This window comes from Streptomyces sp. NPDC059649 (assembly GCF_042734445.1).
Taxonomy (GTDB): domain Bacteria; phylum Actinomycetota; class Actinomycetes; order Streptomycetales; family Streptomycetaceae; genus Streptomyces.
Window position 1 is genome coordinate 1 of the sequence record NZ_JBHWDV010000040.1, and the last position, 20,084, is coordinate 20,084.

Sequence of the window (20,084 nt, forward strand, 5' to 3'; positions counted from 1 at the left end):
AACTTCCCCCCAACGGTTGGGGACGGGCCGGTGGGGCCGGTTGTGTGGACGTAAAGCGAAGCAGTCCACACAACCGGCCCCGGAGGACCGTCACCGTACCCAAAAACACCCAGCCCGCCGCAGGCGCAACGGCGAACAACACCCGCGGTGGGACAGACAGGTACGTGCGGGGGCGCCGCAAAGCGCAACGGCGAGACGCCCCGCGGCGGGACAGACAGGTACGTGCGGGGGCGCCGCAAAGCGCAACGGCGAGACGCCCCGCGGCGGGACAGACAGCTACGTGCGGGGGCGCCGCAAAGCGCAACGGCGAGACGCCCCGCGGCGGGACAGACAGCTACGTGGGAGGCGCCGCCAAGTGCAACAACCGCGGCGCCGCAGACAGTTACGTGGGCGGCACCCTCACAGATGGGCCGACTTCAGGGTCATGTGCAGGAGGAGGCGGTGTTCGCCGTCGTCCAGGTCGAGGCCCGTCAGTTTTTCTACGCGGCCGAGGCGGTAGTAGAGGGTCTGGCGGTGGATGCCCAGGATCTGGGCGGTGCGGCTGGCTTGGCCCGCGCAGTCGAGGAACACCTCGGCGGTGCGGGCGAGTTCGGCGTGTGCGGGGGTGAGCAGGGGGCTGATCGCGGGGTCGGGATCGGTGGCCGGCAGAGCGGTCAGCATGCGGTACGAGCCGATGGTGTCCCACTGGGCGACCGGGCCCAGCCGGGGTTCCGCGCGGGCCGCGCGGGCCGCGGCCAGGGCCTCGTGCCAGGAGGTGGGGAGGTCGACCGGCTCCCGGGTGGCGGTGCCGATGCCGGCCGCGCCCGGGCGGGGCGGTGCCGGGCGAGCGGCGGTCCTGGACCGCGCGGGGCCGGGCGACCCCGCGGTGGCCGGGGCCGCGCCCGCCCGTGGGGAGCGCAGCAGGTGTTCCGCGACCGTACGGGCGGGGGCCGGCCCGCCCGTGGCCCGCAGCCGGACCAGCGCCGCCAGCGCGGGCGGTCCCGGCGCGGCCCGGGGCCCGCCGGGGGAACGCAGTGCGCACGCCGCGAGCAGCCCGGGCAGGCTCGGCAGCGGTGCCGCGTCGGTGTCCGAGGTGTCCCAGGGCATCACCGCGACCAGGGTGAGCGGCAGGCCGGGCGTGAAGCGCAGGGTGTCGCGGAGCGCGTCCCGCAGCGCGGTCGCCGCGGCCGGCCGGGCGTCGGCCGGGCAGGTCAGCAACTCCCGTAGCAGATCGCCGAGTTCGGAGCCGGCGCGGGCCTCGTCGGCCAGTAGTGCGCCGATCCGGGCGGCGGTCTCCATCGCCTGGGCGATCCGCGGATCGGGCGGGGTGCCGTGGCCGCCCAGGGCCAGGTCGGTCAGGTGCCCGTCGTCCAGCAGCCAGACGTACCCGTGCACCACGCCCCGGTGGCGTACGGGGAGGCAGATCCGGCCGCGGAAGACGCCGGCGGCCGGGTCCGGCGGGATCCGCAGCGGCGTCGTCGCCCGGGCGATCCCGAACGCCTCGAACCAGGCCCGGACCGCGGCGGAGGAGCGGCGCTGCAGGATCGACCGGGTCCGCACCGGGTCCATGACGTCGTCGTCCTCGCCCTCGTGCGCGCCGAACGCGATCAGCCCGAAGTCCCGGTCCTCCAGCGTCGCCGGTGCGCCGAGCGCCGCCGAGATCTCGTCCACGAGCTGCTGGTAGTCGCCCCGCATCCGCCGTTCGGCCCCTCTCCTGTCGCGTCGTCCCCCTCCCATTCTCATACATGTGTCTGAGATCCCGGCCACGAAGGCGTGACAGCTGTCGATGGCCGCGAAGTGGCGCGATCCTTAAATTTCAGGTGGCTCAATCTTGCCGACGCGTCCGCCCTGCACGGCGCCGCCCGGTACTTGTCACCCTGAATGTGGAGGTGCCCCATGCTGGGTCCCGTGCTCCTCGCCGCAGCGCGCAGCGACAGCATCCGGCGCATCGTCGCGGCCGCTCCGGTCACCCGCCCCGTGGTGGAACGGTTCGTCGCCGGCGAGCGGCTGGACGAGGCCATGGCCGCGGTGCGGAATCTGGCCGCGCGTGGATTGGAGGTCACGCTCGACCACCTCGGCGAGGACATCACGGACCCGGTGGAGGCGCTGCGCAACCGCGACGCCTACCTCGGGCTGGCCGAAGCCCTCAAGGAGCACGGGCTCGGCGTGAAGGCCGAGATGTCGGTGAAGCTGTCGGCCTTCGGCCAGGCGCTGCCGGGCGGCCACGAGCTGGCCCTGCGGAACGTCACTCCGGTGGTCGAGGCGGCCGCCGAGGCCGGGACGACCGTCACCCTCGACATGGAGGACCACACCACGGTCGACTCGACCCTGGCGATCCTCGCCGAGCTGCGCAAGCGGTACCCCCAAACGGGCGCGGTGCTGCAGTCCTACCTCTTCCGCACCGAGGACGACTGCCGGGCGCTCTCCGGGGAAGGCTCCCGGGTGCGACTGGTCAAGGGCGCGTACAAGGAGCCCGCGACCGTCGCCCTCCAGGACAAGCGGGAGGTCGACCGGGCCTATGTGCGCTGTTTGAAGATCCTCATGGCCGGCCGGGGCTACCCCATGATCGGGTCGCACGACCCGCGGATGGTGGCCATCGCCCAGGAGCTGGCACACCGCAACGGCCGTAAGCCGGCGGACTACGAATTCCAGATGCTGTACGGCATCCGCGAGGCGGAGCAGCGGCGACTGGTAGCCGAGGGAAACCGTATGCGGGTGTACATCCCGTACGGCACCGATTGGTACGGATATTTCATGCGCCGGCTCGCCGAGCGCCCCGCGAACCTGGCCTTCTTCCTGAGGTCGCTCGCGACCCGAGGATGACGGCGGCCCGGGGCTGACCCCCCCCGGCCCCTTTACGTACGTACGAACCGACCACCGAAGGAGAAACGGCCGCCATGGACGCTGTGACCCAGGTCCCCGTGCCGGTGAACGAGCCGGTCCACACCTACGCCCCCGGCAGCGCCGAGCGTTCCCGCCTGGAGGTCAAGCTCAAGGAGCTGGCCGACAACCCGCGGGAGCTGCCGATGACCATCGGCGGTGAGCGCCGGATGGGCGGCGGCGAGCGCTTCGACGTCGTTCAGCCGCACAACCACGCAGCCCGGCTCGGCACGTACGGCAACGCCACGGTCAAGGACGCCCAGGACGCGGTGGACGCCGCGCTGGCCGCCGCCCCCGCCTGGCGCGCGATGTCCTTCGACGACCGTGCCGCGATCATCCTGCGGGCCGCCGAGCTGCTCTCCGGCCCCTGGCGCGAGACGCTGGCCGCCGCCACCATGCTCGGCCAGTCCAAGACCGCCCAGCAGGCCGAGATCGACACCCCCTGCGAGCTGATCGACTTCTGGCGCTTCAATGTGCACTTCGCGCGCCAGATCCTCGCCGAGCAGCCCCCGGCGAACTCCCCCGGCGTCTGGAACCGCTCGGACCACCGCCCCCTCGAGGGTTTCGTCTACGCGATCACGCCGTTCAACTTCACCGCGATCGCCGGCAACCTCCCGACCGCGCCCGCGCTGATGGGCAACGTGGTCGTCTGGAAGCCCTCGCCGACCCAGACCTTCGCGGCCGTGCTGCTGATGGAGCTGCTGGAGGAGGCCGGGCTGCCCAAGGGCGTGATCAACCTGGTCACCGGTGACGGCAAGAACGTCTCCGAGGTCGCGCTGAGCCACCCGGACCTCGCGGGCATCCACTTCACCGGCTCGACCAAGACCTTCCAGTACCTGTGGAAGACGGTCGGCGCGAACATCGAGAACTACAAGACCTACCCGCGTCTGGTCGGCGAGACCGGCGGCAAGGACTTCATCGTCGCCCACCCCTCGGCCGACCCCGCCGTGCTGAAGACCGCCATGACCCGTGGCGCCTTCGAGTTCCAGGGCCAGAAGTGCTCCGCGGCCTCCCGCGCGTACGTCCCGGCCTCCCTGTGGAACTCCGGCTTCAAGGAGGAGTTCGCCGCCGAGGTCGAGTCGCTCGCCATGGGTGACGTCACCGACCTGTCGAACTTCATCGGTGCCGTCATCGACGAGCGTTCCTTCGCCAAGAACAAGGCGGCGATCGACCGCGCCAAGGCGGACCCGACGATCGAGGTCGTGGCCGGCGGCACGTACGACGACAGCGAGGGCTACTTCGTCCGTCCGACGGTCCTGGTCTCCACCGACGCGGACAACGAGATCTTCAAGGACGAGTACTTCGGCCCGATCCTCGGTGTCTTCGTCTACGACGACGCCGACTACGACGAGATGCTCACCCAGATGGAGTCCGCCTCGGCGTACGGCCTGACCGGTTGCGTCATCGCCCAGGACCGCGCCGCGGCCGCCGCGACCTGCGAGAAGCTCCGCTTCGCCGCGGGCAACTTCTACATCAACGACAAGCCCACCGGCGCCGTCGTCGGCCAGCAGCCCTTCGGCGGCGGCCGCGCCTCCGGCACCAACGACAAGGCCGGCGCCAAGCAGAACCTGATGCGCTGGACCTCCACCCGCTCCATCAAGGAGACCCTGGTCCCCCCGACGGACTACCGCTACCCGCACATGGGCTGACGCCCAGCGGTACGCACCACGGCCCGGCTCCCCGGAAAAGGGGGCCGGGCCGTCGGCTTTGCCGGACCGCGGGTAGCTTCCGTCTCAGATAGTAGGAAGCCCAAGTAATTGTGCAGACATCACGGCCGGGCTGTCCTAGCTTTGTAGGAGCCGAACGTAACGCTCCATCGAGCGACTGCGGATGTGGCCCGGTGCGTGTGCGCAGGTGACCCCTGTTTGTGCCGAGGCCCCCGCCCATTCCGGCCCGCTTCTGGATCGACGTGTCCCATCCGTTCTCGGGGCTTTGGCATTGGAGACGTGAATCATGGCCGAGACCGCTGTCCGCAGGACCCGCCACTCCGCGCGTACGACCAACGACGCCGACCGCAGGGCCGCCGCGGCCGCTCTCCAGCGTGCCCTCGACCGTCGTGACAACGGTGGGGCCACCGGCCACTGAGGCCCGGAAGACGCCCACCGGGGCGCCCGGTGTGCGGGCGCCCCTGAGGTACGGGAGCGCGTACGGGAGTGCGTGCCGGAGGTGGTCGCTCAGGGGGAGCGGGTCACCTCGAAGTGGTCGATGCGCTCGCCGGACTCGGCGAGGGCGGTGACCGTCATCCGCGGGCGGTGGCCCGGGGTGACCTCGACGGCGAGGAACGAGTAGCCGGTGTAGCGGACCCGGGACCACTCCACGGTGTCCTTGGTCTTCACCTGGCCCTTCGACCAGTGGTACGTGTCGACGTGGTCGAGGTCCTTGACGTGGCCCTCGTAGCTGTCGGGCACCGGGAAGTCGTAGAGGGACTTGCCCGCGCCGCCGGCCGTCACGTAAACGATGCCCTCGCGGGCGGCGTCGACGGACTCGCCGATCGGCATCTTCTTCGCGACCCGGCCGCCCTTGAGGGCGTCGGTCCGCTCGTAGACGTGGTTGTGGCCGTTGATGACCAGGTCCACCTGGTGCTTCTCGAACAGCGGTAGCCAGGCGTCGCGCACCCCGCCCTCGGAGGCGTGCGAGGTGGTCGTCGAGAAGGCGCAGTGGTGGAAGAAGACCACGAGGAAGTCGATGTCCCGGGCGGCGCGCAGCTCGGCGAGGCGGCGGTCGAGCCAGCGGGTCTGCTTGCCGCCGGTGTAGCCCTGATTGGCGGGGATCTCGTAGGAGACGTCGTTGGCGTCGAGGGCGACGACCGCGACGTTGCCGTAGGTGAACGAGTAGATCCCGGGGGCGTTCTCGGGGTCCGGGCCGTTGCCGGGCAGCGACCAGCGGGCGTTCTGGCCGCCGTAGCCGTTGGGCGAGTACCAGGCCTCCATGTCGTGGTTGCCGGTGGTCACCATCCACGGCACGGACTTGGCCACCGACTCGGTCTGGGCGAGGAACTGGTCCCAGACCCGGGCGTCGTAGGTGTCGTGGTCGGAGCCCTGGCCGTCCGGGTCCGCGTAGCAGATGTCGCCCGCGTGCAGGTGGAAGGACGGGTTCTGACCCAGGATCAACTGATCGTTCGCGAGCGCGTGGTAGCTGACGCCCTGGTCGCCGAAGGCGGTGAAGACGAACGTCTCGGCGCGGGCCGGGGCGGTGCGGAAGGTGCCGACGGTGGAGAAGTGGCGCGGGTCGGCCGGGTCGAAACCGTCGTGGCCGACGCCGTAGTAGTACGTGGTGCCCGGGTGCAGGCCGTCCAGGGCAGCGTGCAGGTAGTACTGGTCGACGGCCGGCAGCTTCGCGGAGAGCGCGGGGGTGTGCAGCGGGCGCACCTCGGCCTCGATCTTGCGGCCCAGGTCCCAGGGCTTCAGCCCGACCCGGACGTACGGCCGCCGGACCGCGAACGGCACCTACCAGCTCACCCGCATCCGGCACGTGGGGTCGGCGCCGAAGGCGAGGTGCCGGCCGAAGGGGGCGACGAGCGAACCGTCGACCGTGGCGGCGGCGGAGGACGCCAGCAGGGTGGGGGAGCCGGCATGAGCCGAACCGGCCAGCAGACCGGAGCCCGCCGTGACGGCCGAGGTGCGCAGCAGCCCCCGGCGGGTGAGCTTGGTACGGAGGTAGTCGTGCTGCTCGGGCATGGTCATCCGGGCCGCGAGCTGCTCCGGTATGCCGACGCGCGGGGTGTGCGAGGGCGGGGGCGTGGACGCCCGGGAGGTACCAGTCATGTGGCCGAATTTGGCAGCATGACCCGACAGTTACGGGTCGTCCGGATGAACGGCAGCTGACCGGCTTTCGCGCCTGTCCGCATGGCGGACGTCACGTGTCAATCAATGGGACGAAGAGTAGGGTCCAACCATGTCTCGCAGCATTCGCCTCGCAGTGATCCCCGGTGACGGCATCGGCCAGGAAGTCGTGGCCCAGGGCCTGAAGGTCCTGACCGCCGTCCTGCCGCAGGACGTCAAGCTGGAAACCAAGGAGTACGACCTCGGGGCCAGGCGCTGGCACGCCACCGGCGAGACCCTGCCGGACGCGGAGCTGGAGTCGCTCAAGCAGCACGACGCGATCCTGCTCGGCGCGATCGGCGACCCGTCCGTCCCCTCCGGCGTGCTGGAGCGCGGGCTGCTGCTCAAGCTCCGCTTCGCCTTCGACCACTTCGTCAACCTGCGCCCGTCGAAGCTCTTCCCGAACACGAGCACGCCGCTGGCCGGGCGCCCGGACATCGACTTCGTCGTCGTCCGTGAGGGCACCGAGGGCCCGTACACCGGCAACGGCGGCAGCCTGCGCACCGGCACCCCCGCCGAGGTTGCCACCGAGGTCAGCGTGAACACCGCCTACGGCGTCGAGCGCGTGGTCCGGGACGCGTACGAGCGGGCCAACGCCCGCCCCCGCAAGAAGCTGACGCTGGTCCACAAGAACAACGTGCTGGTCTACGCCGGCCACATGTGGAAGAAGATCTTCGACCAGGTCGGCCAGGAGTACCCCGAGGTCACCACCGACTACCTGCACGTCGACGCGGCGACGATCTTCTTCGTCACCCAGCCCGAGCGGTTCGACGTGATCGTCACCGACAACCTCTTCGGCGACATCCTCACCGACCTCGCCGCGGCCGTCACCGGCGGCATCGGGCTGGCCGCCTCCGGCAACATCAACCCGACCGGTGAGTTCCCCTCGATGTTCGAGCCGGTGCACGGCTCCGCCCCGGACATCGCCGGCACCGGCAAGGCCGACCCGACCGCCACGATCCTCTCCGTCGCGCTGCTCCTGCGCCACCTCGGCTACGAGACCGAGGCCGCGCGCATCGAGACGGTCGTCGCGGCCGACCTGGAGGCCCGGGACGGCACCGCCCGCAGCACGGACGAGATCGGCGACGCGCTCGCCGCACGAGTAGCGGGCTGAGGCCCGCAGCGCACCACGCAGCACCCACCGACAGCGCCGGGCCCCGCGGGGATCCGGCGCTGTCCGCATTCCGGTCGCACGCCACCCGCCGGCCGCCCCTGTGCTAACGCCGGGAGGGATGCGACCATCGGACCCGGAGACCGCATACGCGCGTACGGCGGCGGACACCCCCGAGCGATAATCGGAGACGGGGGCCGCCGTCCGCGGGGAAACTCGGACGTCCCAGTAACGACCGGTACGTCAAGATCCCGTCGTACGCGGCCACCGCCAACCGCCCGGCGCGGACCACGCAGTGAAGGACATGCATACATGACGACGCCCACGATCGAGCTCAAGCCCTCCTCGCACCCGCTGTCCGACGCGGAGCGGGAGAAGATCCTGGCCGCCCCGGGCTTCGGGCGCCACTTCACCGACCACATGGTGACGATCAGGTGGACCGAGGGCCGTGGCTGGCACGACGGACAGCTCGTGCCGTACGGGCCGCTCTCCCTCGACCCGGCGACCAACGTCCTGCACTACGCGCAGGAGATCTTCGAGGGCCTCAAGGCGTACCGCCAGCCCGACGGCTCCGTCGCGACCTTCCGCCCGGACGCCAACGCCCGCCGTTTCCAGGCGTCGGCGCGCCGGCTGGCGATGCCGGAGCTGCCGGTCGAGACCTTCATCGAGGCCTGTGACCTGCTCGTCCAGCAGGACAAGGACTGGGTGCCGGCGCACGGCGGCGAGGAGTCGCTCTATCTGCGTCCGTTCATGATCGCGACCGAGGTCGGGCTGGGCGTGAAGCCGGCCAACGAGTACCTCTTCGTCGTCATCGCCTCGCCGGCCGGCGCCTACTTCCCCGGTGGCGTCAAGCCGGTCTCCATCTGGCTGTCCGAGGACCGGGTGCGCGCGGTGCCCGGCGGCGTGGGCGACGCCAAGACCGGCGGCAACTACGCCGCCTCGCTGCTGGCCCAGGCCGAGGCCGCGGTGCACGGCTGCGACCAGGTCGCCTACCTCGACGCCGTGGAGCACAAGTGGGTCGAGGAACTCGGCGGGATGAACCTGTACTTCGTCTACGGCGCCGCGGACAATCAGAAGCCGGTGATCGTCACCCCGACGCTGACCGGTTCGCTGCTCGCCGGCGTCACCCGTGACTCACTGCTGTCCGTCGCCCGTGACCTGGGCTTCGAGGCCAAGGAGGCCCGGGTCTCCATCGACCAGTGGCAGGCCGACACCGCCAACGGCACCCTCACCGAGGTCTTCGCCTGCGGAACGGCCGCGGTGATCACCCCGGTCGGCACGGTCAAGCGCGACGGCGTCGAGTGGACCCAGTCCGACGGCGAGCCCGGCAAGGTCACCCTGAAGCTGCGCGAGGCGCTGCTGGACATCCAGCGCGGCGTCGCCGAGGACACCCACGGCTGGATGCACCCCCTGGGCTGACCCCGGCGGCGGGACCGGCGACGGCCGGCGCCCGCCCGGACACGACCGAGGCCGCCCCCGACGCATCGTCGGGGGCGGCCTCGGCCGTAGCGGGCGGGGTTCAGCCGACCTCCGCGGGGGCCTCCGGTGCGGCGGCCGGCGGGGGAGTGGAGAGGCCGCGCAGGGCGGGGACCGGGCGCGGCCGGCGGGCGGTGAGCAGCAGGTGGGCGAGCCCGGCGACGGCCGCGGCCAGCAGGAAGCTGAGGTCGATGCCGCCGGTCCAGCCCAGCAGCGGGCCCTGGTAGAACGGCGTGTCCACGCCCATCAGGCCGACGACCGAGCCCAGCGCCCAGGCGACGGTGGCCTGGACGTTCCAGCCGGCCTTGAACCAGTACACGCCGCCGCGGGTGCCGCGGTTGTAGACCTGGAGCGAGTCGGCGTCGTAGTCGCCGCGGCAGCGCGCGAAGCCCATGACCGTGATGACCGCCCAGGGCGTGCCGATCGCGGTCATCAGCAGCACGAAGGACGTCATGGCGTCCTGTGCCGCCCACAGGAAGTGGCCGGCGTAGACCAGCGCCGTGGAGACGCCCGCGACCACGTACGTGGCCTGGGTGCGGGTCGCCCGCGGCAGGATCGCATCGAGGTCGAGACCCATGCTGTAGAGCATCAGACCGGAGTTGCCCACCGAGCCGGCGGACGCGTTGAGCAGCAGGAAGACCAGGTACCAGAGCGGGGCGCCGGCCACCAGCGGGCCCGCGTAGTCGTCGCCCGCGCCGACCGCCAGCGCGCTGAACGTGCCGAAGAGCTGCGGCACCAGCAGGCCGGTCACCAGGCCGAGGTAGGTGGCGGCGAAGACCTTCTTCGAGGAGTGGCGGCGCGGCGAGATGTAGCGGCTGTAGTCGCCGAGCAGGGTGATGAAGGCGATCGGGCCGCTCAGACCGGCGGAGACCGCGGAGAGCAGCCAGGTCTGCCAGTAGCCGCCGAGCGCGTACGGCACGCCGGGCACCGGGCCGGTGGTGAAGTGGTGCGCGTAGGCGAAGACACCGACCACCAGCAGGACCGTCAGGCCGATGGAGAGCACCTTGCTCATCCGCAGCAGGACCCTGTAGCCGTAGACCGCGCCCACGGCGGTACAGCCCGCCAGGAGGGCGTAGACGACGGCGTAGGACGCTCCGCCGGTCGGCAGGCCCAGGAGGCGGTGCAGACAGCCGACCATGGCGTCGCCGCCCACCCACAGGGTCAGCGCGGTGTAGCCGAGCGAGAGCAGCAGGCCGATGACCGAGCCGATCAGCCGGCCGCGCACGCCGAAGTGGGCGCCGCTGCTGGTGGAGAGGTTGGTCGCACTGCGCAACGAGACCAGGGCGAGCGGTGCGGTCAGCGCGGCGCCGACCAGGGTGCCGGCGGCCAGGGAGCTGACCGAACCCCAGAAGCCGAGGCCGAAGGAGACCGGGAGCCAGCCGAAGATCACCACGCCGAGGGCGAGGTTCGATCCGAGCAGGATCGAGACGAGGTCGCGGGGACCGCTGGTGCGCTCCTCGTCCGGGATGGTGTCGACTCCGCGTTGTTCGATCGGCATGAGGGCTCCCCTGAGAGGCCGGACAGCAGTGTGTGAGCAGTGCTCCGCGTGCAGTGCTCCGGGTGTGGACAGTGCTCGGGTGTGAGCGAGGACTCGCGCTGCGGGACCGCCGCGAGATCATTTAGAGCGGCACTCTATTCACCGCTTATTTAGAACAGCGCTCAATGTGACTCACGCCCAGCCTGTAGGTCAATGCTTTCGCGTTGACTAATTTCATGGTTAGAGTGATGCTCTAATCGAGCTGGAAGGTGGGACGGGATGCGGTTGACGCCGACGGAACGCGACCGGCTGCTGCTGTTCGGCGCAGCCGAGCTGGCGCGGACGCGCCGGGCCCGCGGACTGAAGCTGAATGTGCCCGAGGCGACCGCGTTGATCGCGGACACAGTCTGCGAGGCGGCGCGGGACGGGCGCCGCCTCGCTCAAGCCATCGAGGCGGCACGCAGCGTGCTCGGCCCGGACGACGTGCTGCCGGGGGTGGCCGACGTCGTCACCGAGGTGCACGTGGAGGCCGTCTTCGACGACGGCTCCCGGCTCGCGGTGGTCACCGACCCGATCGGCGCCGCGGCGGGGGAGCGCGACGGGGCCGAGGCCCCCGCGCCCGGCGCGGTGCTCCCCGGCCCGGCCGACCCGGAGCCGCAGCCCGCGGTGGTGCTGACCGTGCGCAACACCGCGACGGTGCCGATCAGCGTCACGTCCCACTTCCACTTCTTCGAGGCCAACCCCCGGCTGGAGTTCGACCGCGCGGCCGGGTACGGCATGCGGCTGTGCGTACCGGCCGGCTCGTCGGTCCGGTTCGACCCCGGCGGCACCTCGGAGGTCGGTCTGGTGCCCATCGGCGGCGCCCGGATCGCGATCGGCTTCGCCGGTCTGGTGGACGGCCCGCTGGACGCACCGGGCGCGAAGGAAGAAGCGCTGCGGCGGGCCGCCGCCTGCGGCTACCTGGGAGCGGAGGAGCAGGCATGAGCATCGATCCCCACGAGTACGCGTCGGTGCACGGCCCGCGCGCCGGCGACCGGGTCGTCCTCGGCGACTCGGGCCTGGTCGTCCGGGTCGAGTCGGACGCCCAGAAGCCCGGCGACGAGTTCCTGGCCGGCTTCGGCAAGACCGCCCGGGACGGACTGCTGCTCAAGGCCGCCGCGGTCCGCGAGACCTGCGACGTGGTGATCAGCAACGTCCTGGTCATCGACGCGGTGCAGGGCATCCGCAAGGTCTCCATCGGTATCCGCGAGGGCCGCATCCACGCCATCGGCCGGGCCGGCAACCCCGACACCCTCGACGGCGTCGACGTGGTCGTCGGCACCGGCACCTCGATCGTCTCCGGCGAGGGCATGATCGCCACCGCCGGCGCCGTGGACACCCACGTCCACCTGCTCTCGCCGCGCGTCATGGAGGCCTCGCTGGCCTCCGGCGTGACCACGATCATCGGCCAGGAATTCGGTCCCGTGTGGGGCGTCGGCGTCAACTCCCCCTGGGCGCTGGGCCATGCGTTCAGCGCCTTCGACGCCTGGCCGGTCAACATCGGCTTCCTGGGCCGCGGTTCCTCCTCCGGCGACGCCCCGCTCGTCGAGGCGCTCGCCGAGGGCGGCGCCTGCGGCTTCAAGGTGCACGAGGACATGGGCGCGCACGCCCGCGCCCTGGACACCGCGCTGCGGGTCGCCGAGGACCACGACGTCCAGGTCGCCCTGCACAGCGACGGCCTGAACGAATGCCTCACCGTCGAGGACACCCTGCGCGTCCTGGACGGCCGCACCATCCACGCCTTCCACATCGAGGGCTGCGGCGGCGGGCACGTCCCCAACGTCCTGAAGATGGCCGGCGTCCCCAACGTCATCGGCTCCTCGACCAACCCCACCCTCCCCTTCGGACGGGACGCGGTCGCCGAGCACTACGGCATGATCGTCTCGGTCCACGACCTGAAGACCGACCTGCCCGGCGACGCCGCCATGGCCCGCGACCGCATCCGCGCCGGGACCATGGGCGCGGAGGACGTCCTGCACGACCTCGGCGCGATCGGCATCACCTCCTCCGACGCCCAGGGCATGGGCCGGGCCGGCGAGACCGTACGCCGCACCTTCGCCATGGCCGGCAAGATGAAGGCCGAGCTCGGCCCCATGGAGGGCGACGGCCCGCACGACGACAACGCCCGCGTCCTGCGCTACATCGCCAAGCTCACCATCAACCCCGCCCTCGCCCACGGCCTCTCGCACGAGATCGGGTCCATCGAGGTCGGCAAGATGGCCGACATCGTGCTCTGGACACCGCAGTTCTTCGGCGCCAAGCCGCAGCTGGTGCTGAAGTCCGGCTTCCCGGCCTACGGCGTCACCGGCGACCCCAACGCCGCCACCGACACCTGCGAACCCCTCGTGCTGGGCCCGCAGTTCGGGGCGCACGGCGCGACGCCCGCCGAGATCTCCGTCGCCTTCGTCGCGGGCGCCGCGGTCGACCAGGGCAACGACAAGATGCCCACCCGCCGCCGCCGGGTCGCGGTCCGCGGCACCCGCGGCATCGGCCCCGGCAACCTCGTCCACAACTCCCGGGTCGGACAGGTCCAGGTCGACGCCCGCAGCGGACTGGTCACCCTCGACGGCGACCCGATGCGCTCCGAGCCGGCCGACACCGTCTCGCTCTCGCGCCTGTACTTCCTCTGACCCACCGCTTCCCCGACCCCACCGGTGTCCGCTGACCGCACCGGCTCCCTCCCAAGGACCCCACATGAACACTCCCGTCGCCGACGGATTCGCCATGCCCCCGGAGTGGGCACCGCACGAGCGCACCTGGATGGCCTGGCCCGGCCCCAACTTCACCTTCGGCGAGGAGGGCGGCGAGACCCTGGCCGGGGCCCGCCGCGCGTGGGCCGCGGTCGCCCGCGCGGTGCGGCGGTACGAACCGGTCACCGTCGTCGCCGGCCCCGGTCAGCTGGCCGGCGCCCGCGAGCTGCTCGGCGACGACATCGAGCTGGTCGAACGGCCGCTGAACGACGCCTGGATGCGCGACATCGGCCCGACCTTCCTCACCGACGGCAAGGGCAACCTCGCCGCCACCGACTGGGTCTTCAACGGCTGGGGCGCCCAGGAATGGGCCCGCTGGGACCGCGACGAGAAGATCGCCGAGCAGGTCGCCGCACTGGCCGGCGCCCGCCGCTACGCCACGCCCCTGGTCAACGAGGGCGGCGGCATCCACGTCGACGGCGAGGGCACGGTACTGCTCACCGAGACCGTCCAGCTCGACCCGGGCCGCAACCCCGACCGCACCAAGGAAGAGGTCGAGGCGGAGATCCACGCCCACCTCGGCACCACCAAGGCGATCTGGCTGCCGCGCGGCCTCGCCGCCGACTACGGCCGCTTCGGCACCCGCGGCCATGTCGACATCGTCGCCGCCTTCGCCCGCCCCGGCGTCGTCATGGTCCACACCCAGCCGAACCCGGACCACCCCGACCACGCCATCTGCCACGAGATCGGCAAGCTGCTGAGCGCCGCCACCGACGCCAAGGGCCGCCCACTGGAGGTCGTGGAGATCCCCGCGCCCACCGTCATCGAGGAGGACGGCGAGCTGGTGGACTACTCGTACATCAACCACCTGCAGTGCAACGACGGCATCGTGCTGTGCGCCTTCGACGACCCGCGGGACGAGGAAGCGGCCGCGATCTTCCGCCGGCTGTTCCCCGGGCGGACCGTGACGCTCGTGGACGCCCGTACGATCTTCGCAGCGGGTGGCGGTATCCACTGCATCACCCAGCAGCAGCCGAAGGTCTGATCCTCAAGGCCCCGTCCAGCCGACCCGGAGGTCCCCGTGACCGGTCCCGTGCGCCGTCCCCGGCGCCGGCTCAACCAGCCCCGCGAGCAGGTCCTCGCCGCGGCGATGGCCACCATCGCCGCGGAGGGCCTGGACCGGCTGACCATGGCGGGCCTGGGCCGCGAGGTCGGCATGAGCAGCGGCCACATCCTGTACTACTTCGGCACCAAGGACGAGCTGCTGCTGCAGACCCTGCAGTGGAGCGAGGAGCAGCTCGGCGCCGAGCGCCGGGCCGCCCTCTCCCGCCGCGTCCCGGCCCGCGAGCGGCTGGACGCGCTGATCGACCTCTACCTCCCCCAGGGCCACCGCGACCCGCGCTGGACCCTCTGGCTGGAGGTCTGGAACCGCTCCCAGAACGCCGACGACGAGACCCGCGAACGCCAGCTGGAACTCGAACTCGCCTGGCACCGCGACCTGGTGGCCCTCCTCGTCGAGGGCGCGTCCAAGGGCGAGTTCCGCGCCGTCGACGCCGAACGCTTCGCCACCCGCACCCGCGCCCTCCTCGACGGCTTCGGCACCCACCTCGTCGTCGGCCTCCCCGGCACCGACCGGGAACAAGTCCGCGACCACATACGGGACTTCCTCGATGAATCCCTCGGCGTCCCGCACCCGTAGCCGATGCCGCACCCGGCCGCGTGACCACAACGCACGTAAGTACGCCCGATCGTTGCCGTGCTCTCTCTTGCCGAAGGCCGACCGGTCCGCGACCGTGATCGGCTATGGGACGAGAGCAGTGGAAGAAGATCTGGGTCGGTTCGGCCGGCAACATGGTCGAGTGGTTCGACTGGTTCGTGTACGCCAGCTTCGCGGTGTACTTCGCGGATGCGTTCTTCCCCAAGGGGAATGACACCGCAAACCTCATGAACACCATGGGGATCTTCGCCGTCGGCTTCTTCATGCGGCCGGTGGGCGGCTGGCTGCTCGGCCGGATCGGCGACCGCAAGGGCCGCAAGGCCGCGCTGACGCTCACCGTCACCCTGATGTCCGCCTCGGCGGTCCTGATCGCGATCGCGCCGACGTACGCCGTAGCCGGCTACGGCGGGGTCGCCGTACTGCTCCTCGCCCGGATGCTGCAGGGCCTCTCGGTCGGCGGGGAGTACGCGGCCAGCGCCACCTACCTGACCGAGGCGTCCGCCGAAGGGCAGCGTGGTTTCGCCTCCAGCTTCCAGTACGTGTCGATGACCGCGGGCCAGCTGGTGGGCCTCGGGCTGCAGATCGTGCTCCAGCGCACCCTGTCCGAGGACGCGCTGCACAGCTGGGCCTGGCGGATCCCGTTCATCGTCGGCGCACTGGGCGCCGGAATCGTCTTCTACCTGCGCCGCAACATGCTGGAGACGGAGGTCTACGCCCACGACGAGGGCGCCCAGACCGACCCGGAGCGCGGCACGATCAAGGCGCTGCTGGCCCACAAGCGCGAGGCGTTCCTGGTCATCGCCCTCACCATGGGCGGCACCGTCGCCTACTACACGTATACGACCTACCTGACCAAGTACCTCTCGCAGAGCGCCGGGCTGCCCAAGCCGACCGCCTCGCTGGTCAGCTTCTGCGCGCTGTTCCTGTTCATGTGCCTGCAGCCGTTCGCCGGCCGGCTCTCGGACCGGATCGGGCGGCGGCCGCTGCTGATCACCTTCGCGGTCGGGTCCACCTTCCTGACCGTGCCGATCATGACGATGCTTCAGCACGCCGGCAGCTTCTGGCCGGCGCTCGGGCTGTCGCTGCTGGCGCTGGTCGTGGTCACCGGCTACACCTCGATCAACGCCTGTGTGAAGGCCGAGCTGTTCCCCACCGGCATCCGCGCGCTGGGCGTCGCACTGCCCTACGCGATCGCCAACGCACTGTTCGGCGGCACCGCCGAATACGTCGCCCTGTGGTTCAAGAACGGCGGCATCGAGTCCGGCTACTACTGGTACGTGGCGGGCTGTGCGGCGGTCTCGCTGATCGTCTACATCACCATGCGGGAGACCAGGAACATCGATCTGCACCGGGTCGGCACCGAGGCGCCCGCGGAGGCCGTGCGGACGCCGGGCCGGGAGCCCGTCGCCGACTGAGCCGCGCCCGTCCGGCCACGGCCTCCCCCGCCCGGGGGAGGCCGTTCCCCGTTCCCGGGGGATCCGCGACCGGCCCCCGACGGCTTGGCTGGAGGCATGACGAAGACGAGGCATCCACTCGTACCTCTGTTGCTGACCGGCCTGCTCGCGGCGGGACTTGCGGCTCCCGCCGCGGCGGCGGCCCGGCCCGCCACGGCCCACCCGGCCACCGCGCACCCGGCCACGTCCCGCCCGGCCGCCGACGACATCCGCACCAGGCTCGCGGCCGTCCCCGGCATGCGGGTGCTCAAGGAGAACCCCGCCCCGGCCGGCTACCGCTCCTTCACCCTCGACTACCGCCAGCCCGTCGACCACCGGCACCCCGCCCGGGGCACCTTCGAGCAGCGGCTGCTGCTGCTCCACAGGTCCACCGACCGGCCGACGGTCCTGCACATCGGCGGCTACGACCTCCAGTACCAGGCCCCCGGGTACCGCACCGAGCCGACCCAGATCCTCGACGCCAACCAGATCAGCGTCGAGCACCGCTACTTCGGCACCTCCACGCCGCACCCCACCGACTGGTCGAAGCTCGACATCCGGCAGGCGGCGAGCGACCACCACCGGATCGTGCAGGCCCTCAAACAGATCTACCGCGCCGCCTGGATCTCCACCGGCGGCAGCAAGGGCGGTATGGCCACCGTCTACCACCGGCGCTTCCACCCCCACGACGTGGCCGGCTCGGTGGTGTACTCCGCGCCCAACAACACCGACGACCGGGACGACACCGCCGAGGACCGCTTCCTCGCACGGGTCGGCACCCCCGAATGCCGTGCCGCACTCACGGCCGTACAGCGCGAGCTGCTGGGCACCCGGCGGGCGGAGATGACGGACCGACTCGGGCGCTGGGCCGCAAGTCAGGGCTACACCTTCCACACCCTCGGCAGCGCCGACCGGGTACTGGAACTCACCGCGCTGCAGCTCCCCATGGTCTTCTGGATGCGCGCGGACAAGACGGCCTGCGACCGCATCCCCAAGCCGTCCGCCACCTCCGACGAGCTGTACGACTGGTGGACGACCACCTCCCTGGTGCCCGGCTACACCGACCACTACCTGGCCCCGGTCACCGCCTCCTACTACCAGCTCGGCACCGAGCTCGGTTTCGTCGACCTCGCCACGCCCCACCTCGCCGACCTGCTCCGTTACCCCGGCATCCAGTCCATGCGCACCTACGTACCGCGCAGCATCCCGATGCGCTTCCGGCCCGGCGCCATGCCCGACATCGACCGCTGGGTGCGCCACCACGGCAGCCAGCTGCTCTTCGTCTACGGCGAGAACGACCCCACCCGGGCGGAACCCTTCCGCACCGGCAAGGGCAGCCGGGACGCGCACGTCTACCTGGGGCCCGGCGGCAACCACGGCACGACCCTCGCCCAGCTGGCCCCCCGGGACCGCGCCCGGGCCACCGCCACGCTCCGCCGCTGGGCCGCCGTGGACACACCGACCGCATAGTGAGACGAGCGGGTGCACGGTGCGTCCGATATGGCACACTGCGGACCGTGCTCTCGTTCGCCATGATTATTGGCAGCAGGCGCGCCGGTCCGCAGTGACCGCCCCGTACGACCCGAGTACGGCGCGGCCACCGTCGTCCCAGACCCGCGCGCAGACCTCTCGCACCCGCGAGAGGTTTTTTCGTTTCCGGCCCACACCCACCGGAGGCGGAGCGCGAGGGAGCATGGAGGGGCGGTGGCACCGGTAATTCCGGTAGACCGAGAACCGACAGGAGCCAGACCAGCATGACGGACGCAGCCTCCCCGTCGCCCGCCACCCGTCCCGCCGGCGCGGTGCCCGACGACTTCCATGTCTTCGACACCACCCTCCGCGACGGCGCGCAGCGCGAGGGCATCAACCTCACCGTCGCCGACAAGCTGACCATCGCGCGGCACCTCGACGACTACGGCGTCGGCTTCATCGAGGGCGGCTGGCCCGGCGCCAACCCCCGCGACACCGAGTTCTTCCAGCGCGCCCGCCAGGAGATCGACTTCCGGCACGCCCAGCTGGTCGCCTTCGGCGCCACCCGCAAGGCCGGCGTCCGCGTCGAGGACGACCCCCAGGTCGCCGCCCTGCTGGCCTCCGAAGCCCCGGTCATCACGCTGGTCGCCAAGTCCCACGTCGGACACGTCGAGCTGGCGCTGCGCACCACCCCGGAGGAGAACCTCGCGATGGTCCGGGACACCGTCGCCCACCTCCGGGCCCAGGGCCGCCGGGTCTTCCTCGACTGCGAGCACTTCTTCGACGGCTATGCGCTGGACCCGGTCTACGCCAAGCAGGTCGTCCGCACCGCGAGCGAGGCCGGCGCGGACGTCGTGGTCCTCTGCGACACCAACGGCGGCATGCTCCCCGCGCAGGTCACGGCCGTCGTCCGCACCGTCCTCGCCGACACCGGCGCCCGGCTCGGCATCCACGCCCAGGACGACACCGGCTGTGCGGTCGCCAACACCCTCGCCGCGGTGGACGCCGGCGCCACCCATGTCCAGTGCACCGCCAACGGCTACGGCGAGCGGGTCGGCAACTCCAACCTCTTCCCGGTCGTCGCCGCGCTGGAGCTCAAGTACGGCCGCCGGGTGCTGCCCGAGGGCAAGCTCGCCGAGACCACCCGGATCTCGCACGCCATCGCCGAGGTCGTCAACCTCACCCCCTCCACCCACCAGCCCTACGTCGGCGTCTCCGCCTTCGCCCACAAGGCCGGGCTGCACGCCTCCGCGATCAAGGTCGACCCGGACCTCTACCAGCACATCGACCCGGCGCTGGTCGGCAACTCGATGCGGATGCTGGTCTCCGACATGGCCGGCCGGGCCTCCATCGAGCTCAAGGGCAAGGAACTCGGCTTCGACCTGGACGGCGAACGCGAGCTGGTCGGCCGGGTCGTCGCACGCGTCAAGGAACGCGAACTGGCCGGCTACACGTACGAGGCGGCCGACGCCTCCTTCGAGCTGCTGCTGCGCGAGGAGGTCCGCGGCAAGGCGCTGCGCTACTTCACGGTGGAGTCCTGGCGGGCGATCGTCGAGGACCGCCCCGACGGCACGCACGCCAACGAGGCGACCGTGAAGCTGTGGGCCAAGGGCGAGCGGATCGTCGCCACCGCGGAGGGCAACGGCCCGGTCAACGCACTCGACCGCGCCCTGCGGGTGGGCCTGGAACGGATCTATCCGCAGCTCGCCCACATGGAACTCGTCGACTACAAGGTCCGCATCCTGGAAGGCGCCCTCGGCACCGGCTCCATCACCCGCGTCCTGGTCTCCACCAGCGACGGCCGCGGCGAGTGGTCCACGGTCGGCGTCGCGGAAAACGTCATCGCGGCGTCCTGGCAGGCACTGGACGACGCGTACGCGTATGGGTTGCTGCGGGCGGGCGTCGAGCCGCAGGAGTAGCCCCGCACGTTGTCGGCCGTCCCGCTGCGGTGGTTTCTCGCCGTTGCTCCCCCCCCCGCCGATTTGGAGTGG

At 71.4% G+C, this 20,084-nt stretch carries 14 protein-coding genes and 1 pseudogene; 12 read left to right on the forward strand and 3 right to left on the reverse strand.

The window, feature by feature from the left end; translation table 11 throughout:
* Window positions 1-399: 399 nt before the first annotated feature.
* Window positions 400-1,674: a PucR family transcriptional regulator gene (locus tag ACFV1J_RS30510; RefSeq protein ID WP_385863430.1), complete on the reverse strand. Its 1,275-nt coding sequence runs from the start codon at window positions 1,672-1,674 to the stop codon at window positions 400-402.
* Between the two features lie 201 nt (window positions 1,675-1,875).
* Here ACFV1J_RS30510 and ACFV1J_RS30515 point away from each other — a divergent pair, with 201 nt between their 5' ends.
* From ACFV1J_RS30515 to ACFV1J_RS30525, 3 genes are all read left to right on the forward strand, one after another.
* Window positions 1,876-2,802: a proline dehydrogenase family protein gene (locus tag ACFV1J_RS30515; protein WP_385863432.1), complete on the forward strand. Its 927-nt coding sequence runs from the start codon at window positions 1,876-1,878 to the stop codon at window positions 2,800-2,802.
* Window positions 2,803-2,876: 74 nt separating this feature from the next.
* Window positions 2,877-4,508 carry an L-glutamate gamma-semialdehyde dehydrogenase gene (gene pruA / locus ACFV1J_RS30520; RefSeq protein ID WP_385863434.1) on the forward strand — a complete coding sequence of 544 codons (1,632 nt, stop codon included), beginning with the start codon at window positions 2,877-2,879 and terminating at the stop codon, window positions 4,506-4,508.
* Between the two features lie 304 nt (window positions 4,509-4,812).
* Entirely contained in the window at window positions 4,813-4,944 is a 132-nt protein-coding gene (locus ACFV1J_RS30525) for a hypothetical protein (protein WP_385863435.1), read from the forward strand.
* 89 nt (window positions 4,945-5,033) lie between these two features.
* Here the strand turns inward: ACFV1J_RS30525 and ACFV1J_RS30530 are convergent.
* A pseudogene (locus ACFV1J_RS30530) lies at window positions 5,034-6,623 on the reverse strand (purple acid phosphatase family protein).
* A 130-nt stretch (window positions 6,624-6,753) separates the two neighbouring features.
* On the opposite strand from ACFV1J_RS30530, the gene ACFV1J_RS30535 reads away from it, so the two are divergent.
* Together ACFV1J_RS30535 and ACFV1J_RS30540 are read left to right on the forward strand one after the other, a co-directional pair.
* Window positions 6,754-7,794: a 3-isopropylmalate dehydrogenase gene (locus tag ACFV1J_RS30535; RefSeq protein ID WP_385863437.1), complete on the forward strand. Its 1,041-nt coding sequence runs from the start codon at window positions 6,754-6,756 to the stop codon at window positions 7,792-7,794.
* A gap of 309 nt (window positions 7,795-8,103) precedes the next feature.
* The gene (locus ACFV1J_RS30540) at window positions 8,104-9,210 is read left to right on the forward strand and encodes a branched-chain amino acid aminotransferase (RefSeq protein ID WP_385863439.1); all 1,107 of its coding nucleotides are present in this window, start codon (window positions 8,104-8,106) and stop codon (window positions 9,208-9,210) included.
* 100 nt (window positions 9,211-9,310) lie between these two features.
* On the opposite strand, the gene ACFV1J_RS30545 is transcribed toward ACFV1J_RS30540, so the two are convergent.
* Window positions 9,311-10,765, reverse strand: a complete 1,455-nt coding sequence (locus ACFV1J_RS30545) for a cytosine permease (RefSeq protein WP_385863442.1) — start codon at window positions 10,763-10,765, stop codon at window positions 9,311-9,313.
* A 258-nt stretch (window positions 10,766-11,023) separates the two neighbouring features.
* On the opposite strand from ACFV1J_RS30545, the gene ureA reads away from it, so the two are divergent.
* The 7 genes from ureA (at window position 11,024) to cimA (ending at window position 20,012) form a co-directional block, all read left to right on the forward strand.
* Window positions 11,024-11,728 (forward strand): urease subunit gamma, encoded by a 705-nt coding sequence (ureA, locus tag ACFV1J_RS30550; RefSeq protein ID WP_385863444.1) that lies wholly within the window; start codon window positions 11,024-11,026, stop codon window positions 11,726-11,728.
* Window positions 11,725-13,413, forward strand: a complete 1,689-nt coding sequence (locus ACFV1J_RS30555) for an urease subunit alpha (protein ID WP_385863446.1) — start codon at window positions 11,725-11,727, stop codon at window positions 13,411-13,413. The genes ureA and ACFV1J_RS30555 overlap by 4 nt, the downstream gene beginning before the upstream one ends.
* A 64-nt stretch (window positions 13,414-13,477) precedes the next feature.
* A complete protein-coding gene (locus ACFV1J_RS30560; RefSeq protein WP_385863448.1) occupies window positions 13,478-14,518 on the forward strand; it encodes an agmatine/peptidylarginine deiminase in 1,041 nt (346 codons plus the stop codon).
* 36 nt (window positions 14,519-14,554) lie between these two features.
* Entirely contained in the window at window positions 14,555-15,172 is a 618-nt protein-coding gene (locus ACFV1J_RS30565) for a TetR/AcrR family transcriptional regulator (protein WP_385863450.1), read from the forward strand.
* A gap of 104 nt (window positions 15,173-15,276) precedes the next feature.
* Window positions 15,277-16,605: an MFS transporter gene (locus ACFV1J_RS30570; RefSeq protein ID WP_385863452.1), complete on the forward strand. Its 1,329-nt coding sequence runs from the start codon at window positions 15,277-15,279 to the stop codon at window positions 16,603-16,605.
* Window positions 16,606-16,701: 96 nt separating this feature from the next.
* Entirely contained in the window at window positions 16,702-18,093 is a 1,392-nt protein-coding gene (locus ACFV1J_RS30575; protein ID WP_385863455.1) for a S28 family serine protease, read from the forward strand.
* Between the two features lie 284 nt (window positions 18,094-18,377).
* Window positions 18,378-20,012, forward strand: coding sequence for a citramalate synthase (gene cimA / locus ACFV1J_RS30580; protein WP_385863457.1), 1,635 nt, complete (start codon window positions 18,378-18,380; stop codon window positions 20,010-20,012).
* The last annotated feature ends 72 nt before the right edge of the window (window positions 20,013-20,084 follow it).